Source organism: Agrobacterium sp. rho-8.1 (assembly GCF_033957725.1).
In the GTDB taxonomy this organism is placed as follows: domain Bacteria; phylum Pseudomonadota; class Alphaproteobacteria; order Rhizobiales; family Rhizobiaceae; genus Agrobacterium.
Window position 1 is genome coordinate 637746 of the sequence record NZ_CP192789.1, and the last position, 26508, is coordinate 664253.

Below are 26508 nucleotides of genomic sequence, written 5' to 3' on the forward strand. Positions count from 1 at the left end.
TCGCGCGCCCAAGGGTTGAGGATAAGGCTGTGCCGAAGGCATTTAACAACTCGCGCCGAAGAGGTTGATGTGCTTGCGATTTTGAGCTACAAGCCCTTCTCGCAGCAATGCTTGCGTCCACGTAGCTCAGTCGGATAGAGCACAGGATTCCTCAATTGGGGGTTGCAATAGGAAACTTATGCAATCAAACCGCTCAAAGTCGGGGAACGCTTCGCTGGGCTTCCAGCATGCCAATCCCGAGCCAAGCCCCGGAGAAATCAGGGGAAGTGTGTAGAGACTGGACGGGCGGCACCTAACGGCTTCGGCTCATGGTGAAGGGACAGTCCAGACCACGAACGCGCAAGCGGCGGCGAAAGCCGAAGTGGTATGAATCCTGGGGTCGGAGGTTCGAATCCTCTCGTGGACACCATTTTCTCTTATGGAATCAATATATTATGGGCTTTCAGCTGATTACGCTCCGTTGATATGTCGCTGGTTGCAGAACCAGCGTTGATTTCACTGGTGTTTCACGGCCACGCTCACAAAGGTACGGGTGTTTGGATCTACTAGATTTGTCCGTACCGCTCTCTCTTCGGCTCCCCTGAGGTACCCACTTCCCTATTGCTCCCACCAACTTGGTTATCTGATCGCGGCGATCGCCTGGCGCGGATGAATGTCGATCGGCGTTAGCCGGTGTGGTTCATGCCAAAAATGCTTCAGACATACGAGCCTGTTCGTGGCAAGGACACCGCACGCTAAGCAGGAGCTACCAAATATTCCATGGTTTGTGGGTCGCCAGTCAAAGACTGAATTCAGAACGGCTTTTCGTTTCCAAACTCAGGTCGCACCCTTAAACCAAAAGCTGTGCCATGTGGTTGTTGGGAGTGGCACCTTGGTTTTGCATGCGGTGAGACATTTTTTTCAGCGAGTTCTTCGTAAAGATGGCCGCTATTTTTTCTGCGTTGCGTTGCTCCAACATGTCTTCGTGCGAACAATTGAGGTCATATCGAAGAACTCTGCCAATCGTATGTGGATGCCACGCCTCGGCATCGTATTTCAGAATTTTATGAAGCGTTTTCGATGTGATTGGATTTGCGCTGAAGAACCTTATATCGGCGTTGATCCTGCCCGGAACGAAGCGTTGTGCGATATCCAGGTGGTGCAGAATAACTTCGCGCAAACGCTCTATAAATGCCGGGTTCTCTCGCAGGATTTCCTTGAATACTGGATTTTCGCGCAGCCTGTATTGCTGGGCCAGGAAATCGCCGAGATCCAGGAATGTCGGTTCGGCTCCCATGATGTTCTCGTCGAAACCAAGGAAGCCCAAGGCGGACTTCGCCAGGACGCTCTCATTGTTGAATGTCGCACCTGAAGGCGGCATGAAGGGATAGGAATCCAGAAGAGCAAGGAATGTGACATCGTCGCCACTTCTTTCCAACTGCCTGGAAATTTCGTGCGCCACCAGCCCGCCGAAAGACCAACCGATGATATTGTATGGCCCCTCCGGCTGAATGGTGCGGATCCGGCCAAGATAAAGATTGGCCATTTCCTCGATCGAGGTCGGCATCCTTTCGTCGTTAAGTCCCTCGGCTTGGAAAGCGAAAATGGGGATGTCCTGATGGATATGCTTGGCCAAAGAGGTAAACGCCCAACCCAGACCCATGACAGGATGGATACAAAACAAGGGTGCGTGACGTCCCGTTGCCCGGATCGGCAAAACAGGAACCACTGACGCCGTCTGTTGACGCGGACCGTCCAGATGTTTTGCAAAACTGGCGATGGTCGGCGTATCCACGAAGCTCGACCATGCGACGTCGCCGTCTATCTTGCGGCTCAAAGCCGATATCATGGACGCTGCAGCGAGGGAGTCTCCTCCCAGCTGGAAAAAATCATCGTGAATGCTGATGGTTTCCAGATCGAGCACGTCGCACCACACCTTCGCCAACACCATTTCGGTAGCGGTGCTGGGCGCAACATGATCGTGCGAAATGCGCGCCTGCGGGGCCGGCAGGGCATTTCTGTCGATCTTTCCATTGGTATTCAAAGGCAGGTCTTCCATGACGACATAGATCGCCGGGATCATGTGCGGCGGCAGCGTTCCGGCTAGACGACTGGACAGATGCTGGGTGTCGATCGTCGCCCCTGCGACAGGGGTCAGATAAGCCACCAGCTGTTTGCTCTTGCCTGGGTTTTCTCGCAATACGACCACCGTCTGGCGTACCGATCCATTCGACATGATCGCCGCTTCGATCTCGCCAGGTTCGACACGGAACCCGCGGATTTTAATTTGGTGATCGTTTCGCCCGAGATATTCGAGCACCCCATCATTGCGCCATCGCGCAAGGTCGCCGGTGCGATACATCCGCTCTGCACCCGTCTTGAAGGGGTTCGGCAGAAAACGCTCGGCCGTGAGTTCAGGTTTGTTGAGGTAGCCCTTGGCGACGCCAACGCCGCCGATATACAGCTCTCCGACACTGCCCGGAGGCACAGGCTGTTGCATTTTATCCAGAACATAAAGCTCGGTATTGCGGATCGGTCTGCCGATAGGAACACTATCCAGATCAGGCCCGCTCAGCGGCATGCATGCAGACCACACCGTCGTTTCCGTGGGCCCATAGAGGTTGACCACCGGATGCCCGAGTTTTTCCATCACGCGTGCAAGATCACGCGGCAAGGCTTCACCGCCCACCAGGGGACGCAGACCTTTCAGTTCCGTCGCATATTCACTCAAAAGCATACGCCACAATGACGGCGTTGCCTGCATCAACGAGACGGCGTTGCGTTTGATGAGACGATAGAGAGCGGTCGGATCCTTGACCACGCAACGGGGCGCGATGACCGTTGCCGATCCCACCGTCAGCGGCAAGAAGAGTTCAAGGGTGGCAATGTCGAATGCAATCGTGGTGACGGCGACGATGCGATCTTCCGGTTTCAGAACGAGCAGTTCTTGCATGGCCTGCAGGAAGTTGAGCAAGGAGGCATGGGAAATCTCAACCCCTTTCGGGCGCCCCGTCGAGCCGGAGGTGAAAATCACATAAGCCGTGTCCTGTGGTTCAGGACGTTCGAACGTTGCCTCTCCGGAAACATTTGCGGGTTGCTTATCCAGCAAAATGATCGGTGCCTTAAGAACAGGAAGTGAAACACGAGCTTTCGATGTGGACAGGATGATGCTTGGCATCGCGTCCTCAAGGATCATCGATAGGCGGTCGCTTGGATCGGAAGGATCGAGCGGCAGATAGGCAGCACCTGTCTTGGCAACCGCCAAAAGCGCAATCAGCATATGTTCGTTCCGCGGCGTGGCTATCGCCACCAAGTGCCCGCGGCAGATCCCGCGTTCTCTCAGGACCTTAGCCCAGATGTCTGAGGCCTGATCCAGCCCCTCATATGTCAGATGCCGTTCCTCGAAAATGACCGCTGCCGCATGCGGTTGGTGCTCAACCTGTCGTTTGAACAAATCGAGCCAGGTGGCATCTTCGATTGGCGCACTGGTGTCATTCCAATCATGGAGAATACGTTTGCGTTCGCTCGCCAGAAGCAGCGAGATGTCACAGACCGGACGATCAGGATTGGCAAGTATATCGGAAATCAGGCGAAGGAACCGGTCTTTGTGGTCTTCCAACTCTTCCAGTGTGTAGAGAGCCGGATTTGCGTCGAAGTCGATATGCAGATCACCTCCATCGCCACGGTCATAGGCGAAAATCGTGAAATCGGTCATCGTGCCGTTCGACAGGTTGTGTGCAGTCGCGGCATGTCCTTCGAACCGAAGGTCGTAGTCAAAAGGTTCGATATTCACGCCCAGACGCGCTATCTGATCATCCTGGCTGTTGAAATTGAGATCGCGCCGCATGTCTTCGTAGCGATATCTCTGATAACGCAAAGCCCGCATCATCTGACCTGAAGATTGCTTGACCAAATCCCGCCACGAGAGCTCCGGGGTAATCTTGAAACGGAGCGGGACAGCATTCGCTACCATACCGGGTATTCGGCGTGCGGCGCCGCTGATGCGGCCGGTAACCATCGTGACCATCGTCAGGTCGTAACAATCGGTGGCGCGGGCATAGTATGTGGCCACCGTTGCAATCAATGCTTGAGGCAGGCTAGCGCCTTGCTGTTTCGCGTTTTGTTGTAACCGTTTGACGTCGTCTTTGCCAATCGTCGCTCTCAGGCGCAGCAAACCACCCGAGGGAACCTCGCTTCGCCGTGCAAGTGTAACCGGCGGCGAGATACCCTTCATCTGCTCGAGCCAATAGGCTCGATCGCGTTCGAAATGGACGGAGCGGCGATAATTGTCTTCACTCTCCAGCAGTTCCTGAAGCGACCCGAAGTCATATTCCCCAACGGCCTCGCCACGCATCATAGACGTATATATTTCTGCCTGACGGCGCGCGAGCAGCCCCCCGGAAAAGCCATCGAAAAGAATATGGTGGACCCTGTGGTACCAGATCCAGTGATCATCGTTGATCTTGATCAGGGCGCTCGACCAGAGATCGTCTTCCTCCAGGTCGAGGCGACCTGCCAGTTCTGAGCGCATCCAGACATATGCTTTTTCCAGCCCATCGCAATCAGCGCTGAAATCAAGCACGTCGAAATCCCTGCGCACATATGGCGTTATGATCTGCCGAGGCGTGCCATCGATTTCCATAATGCGCAGACGCGTCGCATCCACCTCTTGAGACAGACGCTGTAGCGCCTGACAAAAGATATCCGGCGATATGGGACCAGCGATCTCTATCGCCTCGGCAAGCACGAAACTTAAATCTGGCGGGGATAATTTTTCCTTTACCCACATGCCTGTTTGCGCGACTGAAAGCGGGTGCGATTTGAAATGCCTGTCCATCGAATGATCCTTCGTAAAATCGAGTAGGCAAAAATTCGGCCAGACATACAGGCGCAACGACGCGTCGCGCGGTCGCCAACGCTGCGGTGCAAGAGTGGTCTGGATTTGTGCTATGTGCAGAGTAGTGGACGTGTAAGCCAACTGACTCTGCTGCAGTGCACACTACAGAAGCATGCTCATTTTACAAGCTGAGGGTGCGCGTTTAAAATAAACCCTTATGAGTTTATAGTTGACAGGTATTATCGAAAAAACCCGGCTAAAATACAATCTAAAGGCGTCATATTCCCTATTATTGGACCAATAGCAGCAAGAAACTACAGTAATGTCGACGTCTTAGATTTAATTATAATTCAATCTTAAGGAGTCAATATTAATTTTAAAATTATTACGGGTAATTTTTCAGTGGTGATCCTGCCGCAGTGCAAGAAGATGATCGGGCTCGGCCTACAACCTGGGGGAAAGCCGCAAGCACAGCGCCTTATGCTTCGGCTCCCTGTTGGTGTCACAGTGGAAGGCCTCTTACAGCAAGGGGTGTCATTGATGTTCGTGGGACCCAACGGCCTTTCCAGTTCTCACCTATCAACTGACCCACTCTATTCCGTCGATTTTTGAAGGTCCTAATCAATCAGGAATTCGGGCTCGGGAGTCACGACAATTGCCATCCTGCCCACATCCTGCGGCCGTCCCTAGACGTTTCGTGGCAAGACTAGCTGCGAGTTGCTCTTCCCGCACATCGATCATGGCGCCTAGGCGATCAAGGGACGACCGACATTTTTGAGCAAGTGTGTCGAACAGCCCCCCGTGTTGTATCGACCTCGGCGACAATCTGTGCGGCACGACTGTGCTCGCGAACATCAGCGAAAACGTCAGCGCATCGGTCGAATGATCGCCTGAAGATGTTCTGCATGGCGGTGAGTGATAGAAATCGAATCTTCGCCCGAACCAATAACCTTGCCTGCCGCAGGCGTTCCGCTCGCGTCTTGTTGGTTCTGACGGTCAACTTCAAAGTCCCACCGTGAGTGCGCGATCAACGAGCAAGACACAGTAAGCCACTGCGACAATGAGAGTCACTCGCATCCGCAGCACGAGATACCAACGGTGCTCCTTGCGTTGGGCAAGGCTCTTGAAGTCAGCCACGAGAAGAAGCCCGAACACCGTCAGTTGCACGAAGAGAGCGGCGAGCGGCAGACCCGTCACGACGGTGACGAAAGCGATCAATGCCAGGACATTGCTCAGACCCATGAGGACGATATCGCCCTGTTCCATCTGAGCCCGTCCCCACAGGGTTCCAGCCATGAAAGAACTGATAATCGCACCGTACGAAACGAATACCGACGCCGTGTCGAAACCAGCAACGGTTTCCGGAGCGAGCATCAGAAACCAGAATGGCATTGCACCAGCATAGGCGAGTGTAATGGACACCTTGCGAGAGAGAGCCATCATTCAACGCCCTCGATGATGCCCTGCAAAGCATCTCCCAGACCTGCCCCACTGAGAAACGCCGCTTCGACGCGGCCGCCGATGCACCAATCGCCGCAAGCGGCAAGCTGCGACGCCCGATCGAGCAGGAATGCTTTTCCGACCGGCCGTTGAACATTGGCATAACGCCAGCGATGAATGACGGCGGCTTCGTATTCGATCGGAATATAACGCCTGATCGCATCAATCATATCGGCTCGGATAACGTCAAGCGGGCGATCGATATTGGTGTCGGCCCAGACGGGGTTTGAATTTACCACGAGGCAGGGCGATTCGGGGCGGTCTGGTTTGCTCTCGTTGCGGCAGATCCAGTCGATGACGGGGTCATCGACATGGGCTGCCGCGAACGGAATTTGGAGTTCGTGTTTTGGCCTGACCATCAACGTGAAACACGCGTTCATCTTCACAAGGCCTAATGCATCGTGATGCTCGAACCGGGAGGGAAGCAGCGCTGCCGATTGCGGCGCGGGCGCCGTCGCAATCAACCAGTCAAACGGCCCTTCCAGCTCGTCCCCTATCTGGAGGTACCACTGGCCGGGCTCTCCGGTGATGGCAGAAATCTGGACGTTCAACAGGACGTTCAAACCTTCGGACATGGCTTTCGGTAGCGCATTCATCGAGGGGCAACCGACGTATCTGGGCGTTTTTGAAGCGCTTTGTGTCGGATCACCATGCGTGCCCAAGTATACCAAATCTCCATTCCACGTCTGCACTGTTCCCGCTATACGGGCGGCCTCAAGCGTGTTGCGGAAGCGATCGTCTCGGATGGTGAAGTATTGTGCGCCATGGTCGAAGGCGGCATCCTCTGACCGTCGCGTGGCCATTCGGCCTCCGACACCTTTACTCTTCTCGAAAATGCTGACATCTGCGATCTTGGAAAGCGATCTTGCCAGGGTTATTCCCGCTATCCCAGCGCCGATGATCCCTATTCGTTGGCGTGTCACCATTCTATCCTCCAGTGCGAAATCTTGATGAACCATAGCCAGTCGGTTCGGAAGTCTCTTGATTTGAAAGCGCAGTCCTCACAAAGGGTTTGACGTTGTGATCGGCGTGGCAGAGGCAGCCTATAATCTGCAGAGCAATCCATTGGCGATATACCGTTCTATGAGGTCACGCTCAGCCCTGAAAGAATGGCCGCTCCAACCTTGATGACCAAAACCAGCTAGGAGCACTGTATCGTCGTCGACCGCGACCTCGCCGACGACATAGGAAACAGCGATCATGCCCGAACTCGGGACGACGTAGTTGCTGGTAACCCGCGTCTTCAGCTCCAGATCGATCCGGTCGTGATATCTGCGCGGTATCACCGTGAACATTTTGGCATTCTCTGTGGCAAAGTGGGCAAACTCGTCCGTATAGTCGTCACAAAAGTCGTCCAGCCCAGAGTGTTGAGCAAGAAGCCCCGGCTTCAGTTCGGCGAATTTTTTGCCGTCCCGCACGCACCAAATGGCGTTTGCATGTTCAATTGCTGCTTTTTCGCGCCAGGAGCGCTGTCTGATCATGGCGGATGCGGGACGTCCGGTGTTGCATACTGCGACCACATCGGTTCGCGATCCGCCCTCCCCGACCGACCTGCAGTCGTTGAACCGGATGACAACATCACAGTTATCAATCCGGCTTGCGTCGGATGGGGCGAATGCACCGTTTCCTACAATTGCAATATTACGTGACACGACGATATCCTATCAATTCACCGTATTACGATGTAATGAAACGAACGGATCACGGGCGATCTTCCGCGGATGTAACAGCATGGGGAAGATGGACGTTCAGTATGCCGTTGAGGTTTGTTTGATCGACGCGACCGTCGTCAAAATTTATCGTCGCGGGATCGGTAAATCAAAGAGTGGCTGAACCACCTAGAAACCTGCACTGGTGGATGCCTTAGCAACTTTGTCGGGGTCCGATGCTGGCCAATGGCCACAATACCATCGGTATCGCGCGCCTGATCAGAGCCATAGAATTGGATGCTACTCACCGCGAGATTTTCGCATCCGACTGAGATTTTCTCAAAATAGGTGACGAGCCGTTTGCGAGAGACAGTTCTTTGCTGGGAGAGTTTTCGGAGTGACTGATCGCTCTGTTCAGGAAGAAAGGAAGCTTCTGAACGGGAAGGGCATTTCCAACTGATCGTCTTGATGGTTCATCCGCCTTAGACAGCGGCGCTCACGAAAAGCGCCGCTCCAAACACTGCAAACTCCTTGCCCGAAACGATCGGGGTCAAGCGCCCTATAAGTCCTTTGCTCCGAGGCTCGGTGATCTCAGCGCGGGTTCCTGATGTCTGGCCAGAGATCTTCAGTCGCGGCCATGAGGGTTGGCGTTGCGGCGGCCACCCAAGGGATATCGCTGTCACCGCGTATTCCGATGCGGACATCAAGCCCCGCTTCCCGCGCCAGGACCGCGCCACCGGCGATGTCCCACATGGTCGTGAGTTTCTGTAGATGACCGTCAAATATACCGCGTGCGGCGAATGCCAGACCAAGGGATGTGGAGCGGATCGATTCGACAACCCAGCCCGCGTGCCTCAGACCGACATTGAGAGCCGCGATCTCTTGGGCGTCGGCGGATGCACTATCGCCGAGCGACATCACGCGTACATCCTCAAATGATACACGGCGCAGACATTGTTTGCCATTCAACAGCAAACCGGTCCCCTCCGCTGCTGCGTAGATATCACCTAAAACCGGAACCGCGACCACACCCAGTTCCGGTCGACCGTTGCGAACGAAGCCGAGCGATATGCCCCAGAACGGTGACCCGCGCAGAAAGTTTGCGGTCCCGTCGATCGGATCGATGATCCAGTAGGCGTCATCGGCGATGCCGCCCATTTCCTCTCCCAGCACGGTTTGCCCTGGAAATGCGACCGCCAACCTGTCCCGCACCAGCTTTTCGACTGCGGTATCCGCTTCAGAAACGAAATCCTGAAAACCCTTTGCCCGCGCGGCAATGGCGTCACGCGCCTCGAAAAAGCGCATAGCAAGCGCCACCGCTTCCTCGACAATAGTGACGGCTTGCTCAAGGCGGTGGCTTATCGTGTCCATGATCGAGCCGCCTCGCCAGCATCTGCCTTCAGCCAGTCCTTGAACGCCTGGACTTCATCCGTCTGGATGGCACCGACACCGCCCCGCGCAAGCACGCCCCAGACAGCCTCGGGATCGGCCAGCGCGTGCGTATCGTTAAAATCGAGGGAGTGTGAAACATCGAGCGTGTTGATCCAGAGACGAATATTCTGGCGCTCCAACTCGGCGCGGCCTTCCTCGACATCATCAATGTCGGAAAACTTCACTTCGATGATGGGCGCGCGCAACGCTTCGATCCGGCGTAGATCTTCGGCAAATCGACCCTTTCTCACCGGGAACATCGGCATATGCGGGATCTTGCCGAACCAGTCTGTATCCAGCACCGCGAAATGGGCAGCGTCAGTGTCGATATCCGTCTTGACCAGCACCTGATCTTCGATGCCCAGGCGCAACACCGTATCCATCACCTGTGGCAGATCACGGACAAACTTGGTATCGATATTGACGGTGATGCGCCCCCGTGCCTCCTCGAGCAGTTCTTCCAGCGTCGGCACGCATTCCTCAGTCACGTTGGCGCTCTGGCCACCCGCACCGGACTTCAGCCTCGCGGCACGAACCACCTCGAAGGGTAAGGCGCTCACGGTTCCTTTGCCCGTCGTCGTGCGGTCGATGGTTGTGTCGTGAATAACGACAAGCCGACCGTCCGCCGTTGTTTGCGTGTCGATCTCGATCATCTCCACGCCGGCCGCGACGGCCGCGCGAACGGAAGCCAGCGAGTTTTCGGCTGTGGTGGTCCAGAAGCCACGGTGAGCGATCGTCAGAATGGCGGGGTTGTTGCGCGAGCAAAGAGAGAGGACATTGCAGGATAAGAAGGCTTTTGAGGAGGCTGTAAGCGCCTGATTCATGGTTTTCGCTTTCGGATTTTACTTTTGATGAGATGTGATCGCCCAGATCAGATTTTGCCCATGCCGGCAGCCATCAGATCGTCGCGCAGAATGCGGCCGGCGATGATGAAGACGACAAGTGCTGGAAGAAGCAGGATGAAGGAGACGATGGACGCAAGCGGAAGCTGCATCGAATAGGGATCGAGATACATATAAAGCTTGATCGGCAGGGTCTGCACAACCGGTGCGCCGACGATGAAGGACTTGTCGAATTCTTCGAAACTACCGATGAAAGACATCAGCCCGCCCGCCAGAAGACCGGGAACGGCAAGCGGCAGGATGATGTGAAGAACGATGCCGACAGTTCCGGCACCCAGCGAGCGTGCGGCGTGGATGAGATCGTCGGGAATGGTTTCGAGCGTCGCCGTCATCAGCCGGATCATCAGCGGCAGAGTGCCGACGATCTGTACGAGAATGACCCCCGTGATCGAATAGGCAAGGCCAAAATGAAGAAATACCTGACCGATGCCCACAGCGACGACCAGTCCTGGAATGATGATCGGTGCCAGTATGAAGATTTCCACCAACCGTTTCAGCCGGAAGGGGAAACGAGCCATGGCCCATGCCGTGGGCAACGCGATGACGGCCGTTAGGAACGTCACAACAACGGCAATCACGATGCTGTTGACCGTCGCACCGAGAAGGCCCGCGTCGTTGAGAAGACTTGCCCAGCGCGCCGTCGTGTAATCCCGGGGTACGATGAGCGGCGGCGACCAGCCGTCGGCCACGCTCCATAAAAACATCAGCACGAGCGGCACTGCGATGGCGAGTGCCAAGGCACCGTAGAGACCGATGGCGACGAAAATCCGGTCCTCAGGCGTAAAGGAGCGACGACGTGGCATGACGCCGGGTTCGATGACGATGGCGCTCATGCTGCGTCTCCTCGGTTTTGGCCGGGACCGATGCGGGATGTCAGGGAATAATAGAGAAGCAGCACACCAATCGCGAACAGGCTCAGCACCATGCCTATGGCATAGACCTGATTGAAGCGCCCCTGATTGAAGTCCTGAACCATGAGAACAGAAAGTGGCCGGGCCGTTGGCGGGCCAACGATATCGGGAATGGCGTAGGAGCCCATGGAGCCGATGAAGGTGAGGAGGATGGCCGCAGTGATGCCCGGCATCGCGAGTGGAACATCCACGAAAATGAAGGTCTTCAGCCGCGAAGCCCCCAGCGTGCGCGAGGCATAGCGTATATCCTCAGGTATGGCGGCAAAGGCGCTGGTGATGATCAGCGTCATGAACGGGACCTGCTTCCAGACACTGGCCAGAATGACGCCGATGCCCCAGTCGTCGCGCACCAGATGGGGCAATTGGAGCCCAAGCGGCGCAACCAGCCGGTCTAGAAAACCGCCTCGTTCGAAAACGACAATCACCATCAGGCCAACGATGATACCCGGCACGGCCATTGGTAGCTTGTAAAGACCGCTGAAAAGCTTGCGACCTGGAAAGTTCTTCCTGATCAGAAGCGCCAGCGGAACCGACACGACAAGCGACACGATCACTGGCATCACACCGTAATAGATCGACGTCGTCAGGCCACGGATCATCGACGGGCGCGTGAAAATCCGCTCGTAGAACATCAGCGTGAAGCTGCCATCCTCCTGTCTGACACTGCCGATCAGCGCAGACACCAGCGGCCCGCCGAAGAAAATCACGAGATAGCCAACTCCCGGGGCAAGCAGGAGAAAAAGCTGCGCGCGCCTGCCGCGAAGGATGCCGCTTATCATGCCGCCTCCACCGCCATCGTGTCGTCAAGACATTGCACAGAGCCGGGAAATTGCAGGGCGACCCTTTGTCCGGCATTGATCAGAGCGTCTGCGCCGGACTGGCTGACCCTGATCTGATGACCGCCGATCTCAACCGTATAGAGCGCATTGGCACCCATGAAGGAAACCGCTGACACCGTGCCGACACCCGTCTCATCGGCACCGATTTGAATATTCTCGGGGCGGACCGAAATCTGGACGTTACCGTTAGCCGCCGCGTCCAGCACAACGGATTGTCCCCATGGCAATTGCGCCTGCATCCCTTGGGCGGATACCGGCAACAGGTTGGTCTGGCCCAGAAAACCGGCGGTAAAGGCGTGCTTGGGCGCGCGATAGAGTTCCAGCGGCGTGCCGATCTCAATGACGCGGCCGGCATTCATGACCACGATCCGGTCGGACATGGCCATGGCCTCGGCCTGATCATGCGTGACATAAAGGCTGGTGGCGCCGATACGGCGGTGAAGCTCGGTCAGTTCATGGCGCAGCGTATCTCGAAGCTTGGCGTCGAGGTTGGACAAAGGCTCATCGAACAGAAGCAGGCTTGGCTGCATGACGATGGCGCGTGCCAAAGCCACACGCTGCTGCTGGCCGCCGGACAATTGCCGCGGCATGCGATCCATCAGCCCGGCGAGATTGCAAATCTCCAGCGCATGGGTGATGCGGCGCGCCCGCTCGTCCTTGGCGATCTTTTTCATCTTCAGGCCGAAGCCGAGATTTTTGGCGACCGACATATGCGGAAAGAGCGCGTAGGACTGAAACACCATGGCGATATCGCGCCCTTCCGGTGGCGCCTGATCGATGCGCTTTCCACCGAGCCGAATTTCACCGCCGGATGGCTGGCTGATGCCCGTCAGGATGCGGAGAAGCGTTGATTTACCGCAACCCGATGGCCCGAGAATAGTGACGAACTCGCCCCGCTCAACGGATATCGAAACGGGATGAAGCGCCTGGCTCGAACCATAAGTCTTGCTGATATTGCTGATTTCGAGTTCACTCATGCGAGCGTCCGTCCTGATTGTGACCGAGCGTAAGACCTGTGAGGAGCTTTACAGGCCCTCACAACCGGGCGATCCTATTGGTGTTACTGATTAAGGACTTTCTCATCGAGCGCTTCGCCAAGCGCCGTCGACATGTCCCAGAATGCCGGCACCGACAGGCGCGGATAGACGTCTTGTGGCAAGACGTGGTCCTGCGCTGATTTTGGCATGAGATCGTTGGTGACATCGACACGGGGGGAACGCGAGGCCTTGTTCTCCAGCTTCCAGAGCTGAAAGTCCTTGCTCATCGCCATATCGATCAAAAGCAGGGCGGATGCGACATGTTTGGCATTGGCGGGTACGAACATGGCGTCGCCGGAGCCGACCTGACCCTTTTCCAGAATCGTGACCCGGAAACTGTCCGGCAATTGCTTGGTGCCAAGGAAGCTCATGACCTGATCCTCCCAGACGGTCCCCATGTAGAGCTGCTGGTTGTTAATCAGATTGAGCGTATCGGCGTTGCCATTGGTCAGTTCCGCCACAGCCAACAGGCGACGGTAATAGTCCCACACGGGATTGAGGCAATTGGACTTCATGGCCCAGTCTTCGGCCTGCTGCGGCGTCTGATCATAGTCAGTCAGTTGCTTGCGGCAGTCGCCAGTCAGATAATTGAGCGCCACCGAATATATGAAGCCACTGCCCGAACCGCCCTTGGCCGGAAGCGTGACGCCGAGACGCTTTGGGTTCTTCTCAGCCCACGCCAACAAGTCCTCGAAGCTTTTCGGGACGTCTTGAGCGCTCACGAAGGCGGAATCGTATCCGATTGCGGTTTGGTTGAGATGCACCAAGGGGAAGCTGCCACCGTGGGGTCTGCCGAATACGGTCTCGGCAAACTCAGGATTATAAGTGTCCATGTTGGGCAAGATCTTCGTCAACGGAATATTGCCGACCACGCCCTTGGAGGACAACAGAGGGTAGCTGCCGCCCCCGGCGAAATAGGCGTCAACCGGCGCATCCTGCCCCGCTGTCTGCACGGCGATCAGCTGCTGGTTGGCCTGCTCGCCCTTTACATCGCTGTAAGTGACCCTGATGCCATATCTGGCTTCAAAACGTGTGATCAGTTCCTTCCAGGTGTCGCCGAAACTGCCTGCGAAATTGTACATCGTCACCGAACCCTCGGCTTTGGCAGCGGGAACGACGATGTCATAGAAATTTTCACGCGTGACCTTCGAGAGATCGAAATCGAGGTTCTTCATATTGCTGTCAGCAGCAAGACAAGGCGCCGTGATCGTCGCCAACGACAACGTGGCGATCGTGAGGAATCTGATGCTCATTGATGGCGGCTCCTAAGGACGTGTGTAACAACTGACTTTCTATTAATACACTTTAAGTGTAATATTTGTGACAATCCGGCGAGAAAATACTTTTGCAGGCAGACGGCCGTGTTGCGGGGACCTTTCACAGTCGTTATCCAAAGACATGACCATCAATCACACGCCGCGACACATATTCGACCGCCAGCCGCTTGCCAGCGCGAACGATCGCCTTATTCTGGATATCGTCCGCCGCCACGGTTCCATCCCGAGGGCTCAGATCACAGGCCATACGAACCTGACGCAGCAATCCGTGCATCGCCTCATCGAGGGTCTGTTGGAGCGTGGGCTTCTACGCGCTGGTGCGGCGCTGAAAGGCGCTCGCGGCCAGCCGAGCCCCACCATCGAACTGGTTCCGGAGGCATCCTATTCTCTCGGTATTTCCATCAACACCGATTCCGTGATGATCTGCATTGCCGATTTCCAGTGCAGCATTGTTGTCGAAGAAAAACTCGAAATGCTTCCAAGCGACCGGGAAGAGACGCTTGCCGCACTGTCTATCGCTCTCGAACGCCTGCTTGAGCAGTATGGCATCGCGCGTGAAAAGCTGCTTGGTCTTGGTTTTTCCATGTCGGGGTTTTTCGTCTCGGAAGACCGTGCTTTCAATGCGCCCGAGCCTTTGAGAGACTGGTCGTTGATGGATCTGAGACCGATCCTCGAAGAGCGATTTCGCCTACCTGTCTGGCTTGAAAACAACGCCACCACGGGAGCGATCGGCGAAAGCCTTCGCGGCGTAGGGTCATGGTGCCAGACCTTTGCCTACCTGTCCTTCAACTACGGTTTCGGCGGCGGGTTGATCCTCGGCGGTCAACCCTTTCATGGCTTTCACGGCAATGCTGGCGAACTCAGCGGAATATACAATGCCGCTGAAGGCCCAAAGCGCCCCGCTTTGCAATATCTGATCGCAACGCTGCAAAAAAATGGCGTCGATATCCACTCTATTGAAACGCTCTACCACCGGTTTGACCCGGCATGGCCGGGCGTTGAAGAATGGCTAGACGATACCATGCCACAGTTGGATCGTTTGGTGGCGAGCTTGATTGCCGTTCTCGATCCACAGGCGATCGTTTTCGGTGGCCAACTGCCACCAGCGCTTGGCAGAATGATGATAGACCGCGTACGCCTGCCTTCGCAGCGGGACCATCGATATGGGGTAGGACCCAGGGAAGCAAAACTTGTCCTAAGCGAAACCAAGGGAGACGCCTCGGCTATCGGTTCTGCGTTACTCCCACTGAGGCTTCGTTGGTTCGTTTGAGCGCCGCTTGGTGAGTTGACGTCGCTGGATATGTCTGAACGCTATCGTCCCGGTGACAACCGGCGCTCTGGTACCAGCAGGTCCAAACTTAGGACAAATCCCAAACCCCGGACGTCCTAAATTATCAAGCCAGCCGGTATTTTCGTGGATGCCGCTGGCCTGATCGTCTCAACCGACTACAATATCGGCCTAGACATCATAGAAAACGGTGGAAGATGGAATGCCCAAAAAGGAAATTCGCCTGAATGCCTTCAGCATGAATTGCGTTGGCCACATCAACCATGGCCTTTGGACCCACCCCCGGGATCGCTCTACGGACTACAAGACAATCGGCTACTGGACAAGCCTTGCGCAAACGCTTGAGCGCGGTCTGTTCGACTCCATTTTTCTCGCGGATATTCTCGGCGTTTACGATGTCTATGGCGGCTCCGTCGATGTGCCACTGCGGGAATCGGTACAACTGCCCGTCAACGATCCGATGATGCTGGTCTCTGCCATGGCAGCCACGACCAAGCATCTGGGTTTCGGCGTCACGGTCAACGCCAATGCCGAGCCGCCCTATCTCTTCGCCCGCCGCATGTCGACACTTGACCACCTCACCAGCGGTCGTATGGGCTGGAACATCGTGACAGGATATCTCGACAGCGCAGCCCGTGCCATCGGCCAGAGCGCCATGACAGGCCATGACGACCGTTACGATCAGGCGGATGAGGCGCTCGAACTGCTTTACAAACTCTGGGAAGGCAGTTGGGCGGACAATGCCCTGCGCGCCGACAAGCAGGGCCGCACCTATGCCGATCCCGCTCGTGTCCGGGCCATCGACCACCAGGGCACATTCTACCAGTCGCAGGGCTATCATTTGAGCGAACCGTCCCCGCAGCGCACGCCGGTGCTGTTTCAGGCGGGCAGTTCCGAAAAAGGGCGCGCCTTCGCCGCGCGTCACGCCGAATGCATCTTCATTTCAGCTACGGATCGTTCTGCGGCGCAAAGAACATCTCGCCTGCTGCGGGCCGAAGCCGTGAAGGCAGGACGCGCGCCCGACGACATCAAGCTCTTCGTCGGCATCAACGTCATTCCGGGTTTGACGGATAGCGAGGCACGGGAAAAACATGCCGACTATTGCCGCCATGCCAGCCCGGAAGCGGGACTAGCGCATTTTTCCGCAGGCTCCGGGATCGATCTTGAAAGCCTTGCCCTTGATGACCCGATCATCAAAGACAGCGGAAAAGGCAACGCCATTCAATCCGGCGTTCAGACGGCACGGGAGCGCGGCTGGACGAAGCGTGATCTGCTCGCAAGCCTCGCCCTCGGCGGGCGCTACCCGACGTTGGTCGGCACGGTGTCCGCGATTGCGGATGAGTTGGAAGCGTGGATCGATGAAGGGGAAATCGACGGCTTCAATCTGACGCGGACTGTCGTGCCGGAGTGCTATGAGGCGTTTGTCGATCTTGTCATTCCCGAGCTTCAGTCACGCGGTCGCTACAAGACCATGTATCAGGGAGACACTTTACGCAGTTGCCTGTTCGGCAAGGGCGATCGCCTGACGCGTCCGCACGTCGCTGCGAACTGGCGCTTTCCTGGTGATTGAATTGACGATGCCCGAAGCTTCATCCGGGCATGGGTGGGCAGGTTTCAGACCACTTCCTCATGGGAAAGGCAGTAGCGGGATGTTCCGTTTTACGTTCTGAATCGACGCAGATCAGAGTGCCCCATGGCGTGGTGGCAGGGTGCCGTTGAGATAGAAATTGCCGATGTGGTGGTATTTCCAACGGACCGGATCGTGCAGCGAATGCGTGCGGGCATTGCGCCAGAAGCGATCGAGACCAAAACTTTCCAGTGTCGAGCGTGCGCCACCGAGTTCGATGAGTTTGTTCGAAGCCAGTTGTGCAACCTCCGTCCCCAGCGCCTTCACCTCGGCCACCGCGATAGAGGCAGCAGCAATGGTTTTTTCGTTCGGTGAAGCGGTCGCCTCGTCGAGGATACGCCCTGCCCTTGCCAGAAGCGCATCGGCCGAATGAACCCGGATCGCGACATCGCCTACCGAATGAATGGTGTGCGGGTCCTCATATCCATGCTCTATGTCCAGTTCGAAAAACGGTCGGGCATGGGCGCGGACGTAAGAAACCGTTTCGGCAAGCGCACCACGGGCAATGCCCACCTGCACGGCGGCATGGATGATCTGCGCGAACGGACCCATGGTCGTTGGCCGCTCGAACACAACCTGCTGGTCAACCACCTGAAAGGGTGTGATCTCCACATCGTCAAACGTGACGCTGCCGCTGCCCGTGGTGCGCTGGCCAAACGATGTCCAGTCATCGATGAGGTTGAGGCCCGCTGTCGATCGGTCGATGAAAACGATGTTCACACGATCATCCGGACCCTTGGCAACGGCCACAATGATGTGAGCAAAAAGCGAGCCCGTGGAATAGAATTTCTGCCCGTTGAGCAGCAGCTTTCCATTTCGTTCTGCGAAATGCGTCTTATAGTCGACCGGCGTCTTCGTGCCGATCTCAGTGAAAGCATTCCCCAGCCTGTCACCATCCAGAACGCGCTGGAAATAATGCTTTTTTTGTTCTTCGCTGCCCGCGAGCCGCAACGCTTCCACCATGTAGAAATGGTTCTGCGGTATTTGCCCGATGCTGCCATCGGCAGCTGATATGATGGCTGTCACGTCGGCCAACGTGACCGCTGACACGTCCGCTCCGCCATATTGCTTCGGCACGGTAATCGCCCAGAGGCCGCTTTGTGAGAAGCGCTCGATCTGCGCCAGCGGCAAACGCCGCTCGCGGTCGCGCTCGGCTGCACCCACGGCAAACTCGCGGGCAAGCTCTCTTGCAACACTGATCGCTTCATCGTCACTTTTGATGATGTGCGCCAGATTTTGGCGCGGCGGCACATGCGGTGCAGGCCTGCCAGCCGTTAGCGCTGCCTGCAGATGTAGCGTGCGGTCCGTTGTCGTCATCTCATCGAACCTCAGTTCCAGGCGTGGCGTGGCGGGTGCGCACCATTCAGGTAATAATTGCCGACATGATAGTATTTCCAGCGGACAGGATCATGCAGCGTATGAACGCGGGCATTTCGCCAATGTCGATCCAGCCCATGCTCCGCAAGCGTCGAGCGTGTTCCCGCCAGTTCAAACAGCTTGTTCGCAGCGAGAATGGCGATCTCCGTCGTCAGAACCTTGGATTCTCCCGTCTTGATCGTTGCTTCCGACACCGTTTCCAGCGTCGAATTGGCTCTGGCTCTATCGATGCTGCGGCCGGCGATCTCCAGCAGTGCTTCTGCCGCGTGGAGTTTGATCTTCAGATCGCCGATCGCTGCAATCGTGAACAAGTCTTCGCCAGCGGTCTCCTTGCCGCTGTCGACCCAGGGGCGGCTATAGGTGTTGATGAAAGTGATCGTATCCTCAATGGTGCCGCGCGCAATGCCCGCATCAATGGCCGATTGAATAATCTGGGAGACGGGACCACCAACCGTCGGGTGGTCGAAGGAGGTCACCTTCAATGCCCGCGTCTTCGGCACACGGACATTCTCGATCTTAACCGATCCAGACGCCGTGGTGCGCTGGCCGAAGCTCGACCAGTTGTTGGTGACGGTCAAGCCCGGTGCATCCCGGTCGGCGAAGACGAGAAAGCCTTGGCCGGTCTCATCGACACCGACGATGGGGACGATATGGGCAAGAAGCGCACCCGTCGTGTAAAACTTCTCGCCGTTGACGATGACCTCGTCGCCATCGTGAACGACTTTGGTTTGGAAATCCGCCACTGTCTTGCTCTTGAGTTCGGAAAAGGCGTTGCCGTAGCGAAATCCCTGAAGCGCCCAACCGAAGAACAGCTCCTTCTGCTCCTCAGTCCCATCAAGATCAACCGTCGCGATGATGGCCAGATGGTTCTGTGTCGTCTGGGCTATGGCCGGATCGGCAGCAGCGATGGTAGCGATAACCTTGGCAAGCGTGGCGTAGGAGACCTCCGGCCCACCATAGGCCTTGGGCACATTGAGGCTCCAGAGGCCGCTTTGCGAATAATCATCCAGTTCGGTCACGGGCAAAAGTCCTTCCCGATCACGCAGAACCGCGCCGACCTTGAACTTTTCTGCGAGACGTTCCGCAATCTCGATCGCTTCGGCATCGGAGTTGATCACATGGGCCGGAACCGCAGGGCGTGGCCTGGGTGCAACCGGGTCTGCGGAATTGACGCGCGGGTGAATAGTGTAATCGATTTTTGTCTCGGAAATCGTGCCCATGCAAATGCCTCACAAACGGGTTAAATCGGCTTGTCAGAGCATCGCACAGACACAGCTAAGTAAAAGTTATTCTATGTTTTTAATAGGGTAATATTGGGAAGGTTTTTCTTCCGCCATCATGATACAGGGTATGGACGCTCTTTCACTCCAACGCCGCCAGCCCGTATCGTCACGGGACAAAATTGTGGAGTTGATGATGAGCAAGACCATCCGTTTCAATGCGTTTGATATGAACTGTGTGGGCCACCAATCCCCCGGCCTGTGGGCACATCCGCGCGATAAATCATGGACGTACAAGGATCTGGACTATTGGCAGGACCTCGCCCGCACATTGGAACGTGGCATCTTCGATGGTATCTTCATCGCCGATGTGATTGGCTATTACGATGTCTATAAGGGCTCCAATTACCACGCCATTCACCAGGCGGCGCAAATCCCCGTGAATGACCCCCTGCAACTGGCAGCACCCATCGCACTTGCGACCGAGCATCTGGGCATCGGCATCACCGCATCCACGTCGTTTGAACATCCCTACACCTTTGCGCGAAGGCTCTCCACCGCCGACCACCACACGAAGGGCCGCATCGGTTGGAATATCGTCACGTCCTACCTCGAAAGTGGAGCCAAAAACATTGGGGAAGCAGGCTTGCGCCGTCATGACAACCGTTACGAGGTTGCGGCCGAATACGTCGAGGTGCTCTACAAACTCTTCGAGGGCAGTTGGGAAGAGGGAGCGGTTTTACGCGATCGCGAGAAGCGCATCTTCACCGATCCGTCGAAAGTCCACGAGATCGGCCACAAGGGCAAATATTTCGATGTTCCCGGCTATCACCTGAGTGAGCCATCACCGCAACGCACGCCGGTTCTCTATCAGGCCGGTGCGTCAGGGCCGGGCAAGACCTTTGCAGCGGAACAAGCGGAGTGCATCTTCGTCGCAGCACCGACCAAGTCAGTCCTCAAGGCCCATGTCGCAGATATGCGCAAGCGCGTGGCGGATGCCGGGCGCGACCCGAAAAAGGTCTATATCTATACGCTCATCACCATCATCACCGATGAGACCGACGAAAAGGCCCAGAAGAAATTCGAGGAATATCAGAAGTTCGTATCCTATGATGGCTCGCTGGTCTTCATGTCCGGCTGGAGCGGCATCGATTTCGGGCAATATGTGCCCACAGACACGGTCAAAAAGATCGAAACCAACGCCATTCATTCCTTCGTCGAGCATGTGGCTGGCGGCGACAAATCCTGGACGATCGATGAGCTCGCAAAATTCGGCGGCATCGGAGGCCTTGGTCCTGTCTTTGTCGGCTCCCCATCGCGCATAGCCGATATTCTTCAGGAATGGGCTGATGATACCGACGTCGATGGCTTCAACCTGGCTTACGCGGTAACTCCCGATAGTTTCGAAGATGTCGTTGGATATATTGTGCCCGAACTCCAGAAACGCGGCGTCTATCCAACGGCCTACAAGCCAGGCACCTTACGCGAAAAGCTCTTCGGCGCGGGCGATTATCTGCCCGCAAATCACCCTGCGGACCGTTACCGCGACATCGAAGCCTACAAACGCGAAGAAGCCGCACTTGAACGAAGCATGCCAAAAGAGGCCGTTGCCTGAAACCAATGCGGCACAGCTTCAAAGAGCGGTGGCGCATTGTTTTCCCAACATTGGAGGGATGCACTATGGGATTGTTCTGATCCCCAAAAACTGAATCGTTTTTGATTGGAGTTTTTCGCGCTCATTGCCCGGCTAGGAACAGGAGCGAGAGCGATGAAAGCATCGAATTTTTCGGACGCCCAGAACGTTCATTCTGAAACAAGGTGACGATGGCGTGCCGGTGGAGGAGATTTGCCGAAGGCGGGGATCAGCCAAGCGACCTTTTTCAAGATGCTGCAGGACGTCATCCGCCGAAAGCTCTAAGGCCTGCCCGCAAGCGTCAGATGCTCGACGGGATGCAAGTGGATTGGGGGACACGCGTTCGCTACGGCTATCAAACGCCTGCAGAAATTTTCCGCAAGAAAGTTCCCGCGCAAATGCGGCATTGCAAGTTAGCTTTGGATGCCCCGCAAATCGCGGTTCAGCGTAAACTCGCAACCCGGACCGACATTCACGTCCCATCATGGACAAGATCGTGCTCGCCTTTGCACGTCAGAGCTTTACTTTGCATCGCGATACAGATTTTGCTGCATTTCGGGCTTTGGAAGATGGAATCGGTCGCCAGGGGTTGGTTCTGCGTTCCCAGCGCGCCCTGGTAAAAGGTGCGGTCGAAGACAGACCTCAATCAGGTCGTCTGCATTCTCAACGACCAGCCCAGAAAGGGCCTCGGCTACAGGACGCCGACTGAAGCGCTCATGGCCCCTTTGCAGGAGGACGCCTACCCTACCTTGCAAAACGGCCTGATGCACTTAGGTCAAGATTGTCAAAGAGGCAGAGCATTAGCCTGGTGAACATTCTCCAGGTAAGGGATAAGCCGGGAGACCATATGGCGGTCACGAGCCTCCTCCTGGCTTTCTGTACACGCCAATATTGCGGTAATTTCGCCTAGAGCCGCATCACGGTCGATTTGTGTCACTCTGCCGGCGTCAACAACAAGTCGTCCATCGACAAAAACCTTGTCGATTGCATCTTTTGTCGCCCGATGGAGCACTGCTTCCGATATCGGTGTGTCGCGGTGGAGAAACGGACGGGCTATGCGGTCATGCCGCATCAACACGATGTCGGCGCGTTGCCCTGGCTCGATTCTGCCGACATTTGCTCCATATCCTGTACTTTTCGCACCATGCTCGCTCGCCATCTGCAGCACGGCTGCGGCATCAGGGCGGTCGTTCCAAAGCCCGGTTCCCCGGTGCAGCGCCCAGACGAGTTTCATTTCAAGCATCATATCGCGGTCGTCGGCGATATTTGATTGATCTATTCCGAGTGCGACTGGGATGCCACGCTGTCGCATCGCGTTGACAGGAGCAATTCCGCTTCCCAGCCGCAAGCCAGAACTTGCATTGTGGCAGATAGAACAGCCGCAATCGGCAATCAAATCGAGATCCTTTGCAGTCGCCCAGTTCCCATGGCCGATGGTGAGCTCCGGGCCAAGGCAGCCGAGCGCGTGAAGATGTTCCACCGCTGAGCGGCCATAGTTCTTTTGCGCGAAAGCAGCCTGGCGCTGTGTTTCCAATAGATGCATATGGACATTGGATCCGGCTTCACGCGCTGTCTCAAATATCACTTGCAGGCTTTCGTCGGTGCACCAATGGAGGTTGGCGGGTGCAAGATGATGCCGCACCCTGTAAGGATTGCGGGTCTGCCATTTTGCCCGGCTTCTTTTAAAAAAGTCCATGTAGCTGGCTATCGGCACCGCTGCCACCGATAGTTTCGGTGCTAGCCAATCCCTGACATCGATGGGCAGTGTTGCAAGAACATCGGCATCTGGCTGATAAGTCAGAATATTTCGGTCACGCATCATGAATGAATAACCAGCGCGCATGCCGATGTCATCATAAGCACCCAGAACCGCATCGGTTGTGCGATCCCAATCCTCTGGAGAGCCTGTCAACCCGCTGGCAATATGGTGCACTGTGGTCGTGCCGCTTTCCAACATCTCGATAGCGGAGTAGAGCGTGTCCAGTCGGGCACCGACTGAGCGCATGGCACGAAAACGCGGTAGCCATAACTCCAAGGGTGCAAAGGGTACACCCATCATCAACGGTGTCAGTCCAAAATGATGATGACTGTTAACGAGGCCCGGCATTGCCACCATTGCGCGTGAACCATAACGCGGCAAGTGGTCATTGCCATAAGAAACGGCTTCCATAGCTCCGATCTGGGCAATCATTCCCTTCTCTACGCGAATGCCAACGTCATGGCGTAGGAGCATTACGCCGTTCGATCCCAGACCACACAAAACTGTGCCCGCCTCGATGATACAATCGGCTCCCGCCGATGTAGGGCCTTGTATCATTGCGTATAGTCTCCGATCAGACCAAGTCGACGTGCCGCAACAACACGATAGAGCGGGTCACCATAAAACTTCATGTCCTCGCTTGCAGAAAAGGCGATGCTGATGTCGTGTTCATCATAACTGACGGCAGCTGCCGAATGGATTTCTATCCATTTCGGTGCATAGGCCTCTCGCCATCGCTGCACGGTTTCATCTTCGGGCACCTGAGGAAAACCCAACTCGGGCAACAAGGCTGCAATGGCTTGCCAGAAAACCCTCAGCATCGTCTCGCGGGTTACTTCATCGCAATAGGGCGATATAAGCCTGATCCAATGTAATCCGGTCACAACATGCAGTGCCGCAAAGTGTTGTGTTGAGGCGAAAATCCGAAGTGCGACAGAGGCCATTTTCTCCATGGTGTCTGGCGTGATACGCAACCAATCGACGACAGGCGCAAACTCAGGCAGCGCGGCTGCATCGCGAATATTCTGCCAAAGCAGTTCGTGGATTGTCAGATCATGCAGAGGAGCAATTCTGGCCGTGAGAGCGAGGATTTCTGCGGGATCGTCCGTTATGGCTTTTGTACCTCTCGCCGGTGGAAGCGGCAGATAGGTGGCGGCCCAATAGGCTAGTGCAACCGAGATATCCTTCTGACTGCCGCGTAACACACCATAGGCTGTTCGCATCAGAGCGTGGAAGGCGCTCGCTGCAATACCTGGCACCAAAACGGGCAGATACAACCGGAGCGCCTGCTCGATGCCAAGTTCTGAAACCCGTGTGTCGAAGAAAATCCTCAGATCCGGCTCATATTCTCGTTGGCCGATTGTGAATTGCCAGGTGTCTTCAGTCAGTGGAGTGGTTTTAGCCCCCACGGGTAAAAGTTTCTTGCTATCACGATAGAATTCAAAAAAACGCTGCATCTGCAGCGGGGTACCACCAATTCGATCGAGCGCAGTCAACACCATCGGAGCATGATTGGCAAAAGTTCTATCGAATTCGGAAGCCCATAATGGCATTTCGTCAAACAAGGCATCGACGTCATTTGAGATTGTTACTTCAGGCACTGACGTATCTCCGAGTCCTCTGGGGCAGTGGTCATCTTAAGAACAACGGACAGCTTTTCCTCAAAATCGTCGGCGACGGGCAGGTCTTGGGCGCGATATGCCGAGAGCCAGGGTACAAGCTCCTTTTCCTGATCAAGCAATAGGCGCCTCTCGACACCGCGCACCAGTCGAGGAAGGGCGTGACGATGACCGCTTATGGAGGTGGAATGGGGGCCGTGGCTGACTGCGCTCGCACTGTTGAAGGCAAAGACGCGGCTTACCCATCGATCGGCCTCGGCCTTCGGCTCAAAAGCATAGTGTCGGTCAAGATATGGATGCAGAGCAAGCCTCTGATCCTCTTCGGCTTCGGGGGGAGTAAAGCAATCACCCCAGAGTTTCACGCGGGTCGCAAGCGTTGACAGCTCTGGTCGCGCGGAAAGGTCGACGTGGAGACCTGTCGCCAGCAAAAGATGATCGAATTCGAGCAAACCGCCTGGCGTCTCTACGGAAATCACGCCGTCACGTTTTTCAACGGATAGCCACGGAGTTGCAGGCCTCAGCCGAAACCCAGGCGTGGAAAGCGCCGTTTCGAAGCTACGAACAGGTGGCGGTTGATCAGCTTTGCGGAAGAAGCGGGCAAGCTGCCAGCGTGTGTGATCCGAAAGCTCTGGAAAGTGCGTCATCAGCGCTGGTGTTTCCAAGGCACGAAGCGGATTTGTGCGTGGAAGCTTGATGCGCCTAAAACAGAGATCGACCGAGGCCGCCCCCGCTCGCAAAGCCTTTATTGCGTTGTCGAACGCGGAAGCGCCGTGGCCTAGTATTCCTACGCGCATCCCTTCAAATTTTTTGAAATCGATTGGACCATTGGTGTGGTCATAACACGAAGACGGCAGATGTTCAGATATAAAAGATGGAACCTGCCAGGCACCCGCACCATCAAATCCAGTGGCAAGCACCACAGCACGAGCAAAGCGGCGTGATATCCGCCCCTCACACGATACATCGAGCGCGATCAGATCACCTGCGGGCGCGATATCAACCACTTTCGTATTGTTGGTAATTGCAATCGAGAAGGCGGCTGCGTACCAGTCGAGATAGTCTCTCCAGTCTGTGCGCGGAATTCTGGACAGCGTCTCCCATGCCGTTTTGCCGTAACGCGTTTCGAACCAGCGCCGAACCGAAAGATTGGCGACATTAAATTCGTTGCCGACCAACGTTTTTGGCGTTCGGAGTTCTTCCATGCGGGCAAACGTCGTCCATGGCCCTTCGTGCCCAGCTGGCGCGCTGTCAAATACAGAAACTGCGGCAAGCCCGTCCCATTTGAGTTGAGCGGCGATCGTGATGCCCGATTGTCCGCCACCGATGATCGCCACATCATCTACGGGCCTCTTTTCATCAGACTCAATGGGAGCCAACCACGGAGCAGCCGGAAACCCAAGTTGCGCCAAATCTGCGCGTGCGGCATCCTTTAACGCGGAAAGCGCTTCTGCTGCGTTAGAGATAGGATCAGGCATTAGACGTTTCCTTTGGGGGTCGATCAATTATTAAACGCAACATGGAAATGAGGTGAACGCCACCCTCATCGCATGAAGGCGCAGCAAAGCGAGTATCGCCGCCTGCCGGAAACATTTGTCTTATGGTCAAATCGTGATGGGGTGAGGC

Annotated in this window: 18 protein-coding genes and 2 pseudogenes; 5 read left to right on the top strand and 15 right to left on the bottom strand. The window is 56.0% G+C overall.

Annotated elements, in window-relative coordinates:
* Positions 1-829: 829 nt before the first annotated feature.
* The 10 genes from RMR21_RS17805 to RMR21_RS17850 all read right to left on the bottom strand — a co-directional run bounded on the left by RMR21_RS17805 (position 830) and on the right by RMR21_RS17850 (position 14338).
* Positions 830-4816: an amino acid adenylation domain-containing protein gene (locus tag RMR21_RS17805; RefSeq protein ID WP_498670798.1), complete on the bottom strand. Its 3987-nt coding sequence runs from the start codon at positions 4814-4816 to the stop codon at positions 830-832.
* Positions 4817-5818: 1002 nt separating this feature from the next.
* A complete protein-coding gene (locus RMR21_RS17810) occupies positions 5819-6259 on the bottom strand; it encodes a DUF3429 domain-containing protein (RefSeq protein ID WP_498670799.1) in 441 nt (146 codons plus the stop codon).
* Positions 6256-7242 (bottom strand): NAD(P)/FAD-dependent oxidoreductase, encoded by a 987-nt coding sequence (locus RMR21_RS17815; protein ID WP_498670800.1) that lies wholly within the window; start codon positions 7240-7242, stop codon positions 6256-6258. The genes RMR21_RS17810 and RMR21_RS17815 overlap by 4 nt, the downstream gene beginning before the upstream one ends.
* A gap of 117 nt (positions 7243-7359) precedes the next feature.
* Positions 7360-7968 carry a Urease operon accessory protein gene (locus RMR21_RS17820; protein ID WP_498670801.1) on the bottom strand — a complete coding sequence of 203 codons (609 nt, stop codon included), beginning with the start codon at positions 7966-7968 and terminating at the stop codon, positions 7360-7362.
* Positions 7969-8556: 588 nt separating this feature from the next.
* Positions 8557-9336, bottom strand: a complete 780-nt coding sequence (locus RMR21_RS17825) for an inositol monophosphatase family protein (RefSeq protein WP_498670802.1) — start codon at positions 9334-9336, stop codon at positions 8557-8559.
* Complete coding sequence (locus tag RMR21_RS17830) at positions 9324-10220, bottom strand: glycerophosphodiester phosphodiesterase family protein (protein ID WP_498670803.1); 897 nt, start codon at positions 10218-10220, stop codon at positions 9324-9326. Before RMR21_RS17830 ends, RMR21_RS17825 begins: the two co-directional genes overlap by 13 nt.
* Positions 10221-10267: 47 nt before the next feature.
* Entirely contained in the window at positions 10268-11131 is an 864-nt protein-coding gene (locus RMR21_RS17835; protein WP_498670804.1) for an ABC transporter permease, read from the bottom strand.
* Positions 11128-11988 (bottom strand): ABC transporter permease, encoded by an 861-nt coding sequence (locus tag RMR21_RS17840; RefSeq protein WP_498670805.1) that lies wholly within the window; start codon positions 11986-11988, stop codon positions 11128-11130. Before RMR21_RS17840 ends, RMR21_RS17835 begins: the two co-directional genes overlap by 4 nt.
* Positions 11985-13025 carry an ABC transporter ATP-binding protein gene (locus tag RMR21_RS17845; RefSeq protein ID WP_498670806.1) on the bottom strand — a complete coding sequence of 347 codons (1041 nt, stop codon included), beginning with the start codon at positions 13023-13025 and terminating at the stop codon, positions 11985-11987. The genes RMR21_RS17840 and RMR21_RS17845 overlap by 4 nt, the downstream gene beginning before the upstream one ends.
* An 83-nt stretch (positions 13026-13108) precedes the next feature.
* On the bottom strand, positions 13109-14338 hold the full coding sequence (locus RMR21_RS17850) for an extracellular solute-binding protein (RefSeq protein ID WP_498670807.1): 1230 nt from the start codon (positions 14336-14338) through the stop codon (positions 13109-13111).
* Between the two features lie 145 nt (positions 14339-14483).
* Here RMR21_RS17850 and RMR21_RS17855 point away from each other — a divergent pair, with 145 nt between their 5' ends.
* Positions 14484-15632 (top strand): ROK family protein, encoded by a 1149-nt coding sequence (locus RMR21_RS17855; protein WP_498670808.1) that lies wholly within the window; start codon positions 14484-14486, stop codon positions 15630-15632.
* 220 nt (positions 15633-15852) lie between these two features.
* Positions 15853-17220 carry an LLM class flavin-dependent oxidoreductase gene (locus tag RMR21_RS17860; RefSeq protein WP_498670809.1) on the top strand — a complete coding sequence of 456 codons (1368 nt, stop codon included), beginning with the start codon at positions 15853-15855 and terminating at the stop codon, positions 17218-17220.
* A 111-nt stretch (positions 17221-17331) separates the two neighbouring features.
* Here RMR21_RS17860 and RMR21_RS17865 read toward each other — a convergent pair whose 3' ends face one another.
* Together RMR21_RS17865 and RMR21_RS17870 are read right to left on the bottom strand one after the other, a co-directional pair.
* The gene (locus tag RMR21_RS17865; protein WP_498670810.1) at positions 17332-18594 is read right to left on the bottom strand and encodes an SfnB family sulfur acquisition oxidoreductase; all 1263 of its coding nucleotides are present in this window, start codon (positions 18592-18594) and stop codon (positions 17332-17334) included.
* An 11-nt stretch (positions 18595-18605) separates the two neighbouring features.
* On the bottom strand, positions 18606-19874 hold the full coding sequence (locus tag RMR21_RS17870) for an SfnB family sulfur acquisition oxidoreductase (protein ID WP_498670811.1): 1269 nt from the start codon (positions 19872-19874) through the stop codon (positions 18606-18608).
* Positions 19875-20070: 196 nt separating this feature from the next.
* Between RMR21_RS17870 and RMR21_RS17875 the strand changes: the two genes are divergently transcribed.
* From RMR21_RS17875 to RMR21_RS17885, 3 genes and pseudogenes are all read left to right on the top strand, one after another.
* Entirely contained in the window at positions 20071-21489 is a 1419-nt protein-coding gene (locus RMR21_RS17875; protein WP_498670812.1) for an LLM class flavin-dependent oxidoreductase, read from the top strand.
* 153 nt (positions 21490-21642) lie between these two features.
* A pseudogene (locus tag RMR21_RS17880) lies at positions 21643-21854 on the top strand (transposase); the annotation flags it as partial.
* Between the two features lie 82 nt (positions 21855-21936).
* A pseudogene (locus RMR21_RS17885) lies at positions 21937-22247 on the top strand (IS30 family transposase); the annotation flags it as partial.
* A gap of 44 nt (positions 22248-22291) precedes the next feature.
* Here the strand turns inward: RMR21_RS17885 and RMR21_RS17890 are convergent.
* The 3 genes from RMR21_RS17890 to RMR21_RS17900 all read right to left on the bottom strand — a co-directional run bounded on the left by RMR21_RS17890 (position 22292) and on the right by RMR21_RS17900 (position 26360).
* Entirely contained in the window at positions 22292-23698 is a 1407-nt protein-coding gene (locus tag RMR21_RS17890; protein ID WP_498670813.1) for an amidohydrolase family protein, read from the bottom strand.
* 122 nt (positions 23699-23820) lie between these two features.
* Positions 23821-24867, bottom strand: coding sequence for a questin oxidase family protein (locus RMR21_RS17895; protein ID WP_498670814.1), 1047 nt, complete (start codon positions 24865-24867; stop codon positions 23821-23823).
* Entirely contained in the window at positions 24855-26360 is a 1506-nt protein-coding gene (locus RMR21_RS17900) for an NAD(P)-binding domain-containing protein (protein WP_498670815.1), read from the bottom strand. Before RMR21_RS17900 ends, RMR21_RS17895 begins: the two co-directional genes overlap by 13 nt.
* Between the last annotated feature and the right edge of the window lie 148 nt (positions 26361-26508).

Excerpts from the sequence above, each read along its gene's own strand:
- RMR21_RS17805 (WP_498670798.1), bottom strand. The coding sequence starts at position 4,816 with ATGGACAGGCATTTCAAATCGCACCCGCTTTCAGTCGCGCAAACAGGC.
- RMR21_RS17810 (WP_498670799.1), bottom strand. The coding sequence starts at position 6,259 with ATGATGGCTCTCTCTCGCAAGGTGTCCATTACACTCGCCTATGCTGGT.
- RMR21_RS17815 (WP_498670800.1), bottom strand. The coding sequence starts at position 7,242 with ATGGTGACACGCCAACGAATAGGGATCATCGGCGCTGGGATAGCGGGA.
- RMR21_RS17825 (WP_498670802.1), bottom strand. The coding sequence starts at position 9,336 with ATGGACACGATAAGCCACCGCCTTGAGCAAGCCGTCACTATTGTCGAG.
- RMR21_RS17830 (WP_498670803.1), bottom strand. The coding sequence starts at position 10,220 with ATGAATCAGGCGCTTACAGCCTCCTCAAAAGCCTTCTTATCCTGCAAT.
- RMR21_RS17835 (WP_498670804.1), bottom strand. The coding sequence starts at position 11,131 with ATGAGCGCCATCGTCATCGAACCCGGCGTCATGCCACGTCGTCGCTCC.
- RMR21_RS17840 (WP_498670805.1), bottom strand. The coding sequence starts at position 11,988 with ATGATAAGCGGCATCCTTCGCGGCAGGCGCGCGCAGCTTTTTCTCCTG.
- RMR21_RS17845 (WP_498670806.1), bottom strand. The coding sequence starts at position 13,025 with ATGAGTGAACTCGAAATCAGCAATATCAGCAAGACTTATGGTTCGAGC.
- RMR21_RS17850 (WP_498670807.1), bottom strand. The coding sequence starts at position 14,338 with ATGAGCATCAGATTCCTCACGATCGCCACGTTGTCGTTGGCGACGATC.
- RMR21_RS17855 (WP_498670808.1), top strand. The coding sequence starts at position 14,484 with ATGACCATCAATCACACGCCGCGACACATATTCGACCGCCAGCCGCTT.
- RMR21_RS17860 (WP_498670809.1), top strand. The coding sequence starts at position 15,853 with ATGCCCAAAAAGGAAATTCGCCTGAATGCCTTCAGCATGAATTGCGTT.
- RMR21_RS17865 (WP_498670810.1), bottom strand. The coding sequence starts at position 18,594 with ATGACGACAACGGACCGCACGCTACATCTGCAGGCAGCGCTAACGGCT.
- RMR21_RS17870 (WP_498670811.1), bottom strand. The coding sequence starts at position 19,874 with ATGGGCACGATTTCCGAGACAAAAATCGATTACACTATTCACCCGCGC.
- RMR21_RS17875 (WP_498670812.1), top strand. The coding sequence starts at position 20,071 with ATGAGCAAGACCATCCGTTTCAATGCGTTTGATATGAACTGTGTGGGC.
- RMR21_RS17890 (WP_498670813.1), bottom strand. The coding sequence starts at position 23,698 with ATGATTGCCCAGATCGGAGCTATGGAAGCCGTTTCTTATGGCAATGAC.
- RMR21_RS17900 (WP_498670815.1), bottom strand. The coding sequence starts at position 26,360 with ATGCCTGATCCTATCTCTAACGCAGCAGAAGCGCTTTCCGCGTTAAAG.